Source organism: Streptomyces sp. NRRL F-2664 (genome assembly GCF_000719345.1).
In the GTDB taxonomy this organism is placed as follows: domain Bacteria; phylum Actinomycetota; class Actinomycetes; order Streptomycetales; family Streptomycetaceae; genus Streptomyces.
In genome coordinates this window covers 1-800 of the sequence record NZ_JOFX01000266.1, presented here as the reverse complement: position 1 = coordinate 800, position 800 = coordinate 1, and the positions used below count along the sequence as shown (strand labels likewise).

Annotated in this window: 1 protein-coding gene and 1 pseudogene; one reads left to right on the top strand and one right to left on the bottom strand. The window is 67.5% G+C overall.

All coding sequences use genetic code 11. The features are described 5' to 3' along the window. Positions 1-148: 148 nt before the first annotated feature. Positions 149-311: pseudogene (locus IF89_RS48860) on the bottom strand (transposase family protein); the annotation flags it as partial. 238 nt (positions 312-549) lie between these two features. Here IF89_RS48860 and IF89_RS39405 point away from each other — a divergent pair. After that, positions 550-800: hypothetical protein (locus IF89_RS39405; protein WP_158718151.1), on the top strand; the 251-nt coding region annotated here is incomplete at its 3' end.

The following is an 800-nucleotide window of genomic DNA, read 5'->3' as shown; positions in this document are numbered from 1 at the left end:
CCTCCGCCACCTGTTCAACCGCATGACCGGCCAGCTTCACCACTGCCTGACCACCCGCCAGAAATTCACCGAAACGCTCGCCTTCACCCCGCCAACCAACTCCCAACCCGCCACCGCTGCTTGACCCGATAACTGCATGGCGTGTCTTGTCTGCCAAGAGGGGGATCCCGAGCCGGGTGCAGGTGGCGATGATCCGGTGTCGGCGTGCCGCGGTGAGATCGTGGGCGCGGGCCGGCGAGTGCGGGTGAGATCCACACTAGAGTGCCGTCTGGTGCGGTGATGACCTGCAGGTTGACACCGTGACGACGACGTCTGCCCGCCGCCTCACGTGCACACATTCCTCTGTCGCCCAGCGCGGGGGCTGTTTAGAGGAGAGACAGGCGCCCGGGAGGTTTGTTCTCCTGGACAGGATATCTGACCGAAATGCGACTGCTTCCCCGGGGTATATCCGTGCCTTCCACCCGCTCCTCTCTGTCTTCTTCTGCTGTGCGCCGTGTGGCGGGGCGGGGTGAGGCTTCGTTCGGCCTGTCACTGTCGTATGACCAGGAGTTGTCGGGTCTGGGGGTGGACCGGCAGGGCCTGGGCGCGGGCATGGGTTTGGGCCTGCCGTTCGTGGACACTGGTGAGGGCCGTGCGGTGGTGGCGGGCGGTGTCTACGACATCGACCCGGCTGGCAGTGTCCCGGGCGGTGCCGGCTCGGGTCTGAAGCGGTTCCCGGGCGAGGGGGTGCGCTTCGAGCACGTGCCGGGCGGAAGCCTGCCCGCCCGCGACGGGGTGGAGGAGCGCGGCTACGAGTGGCG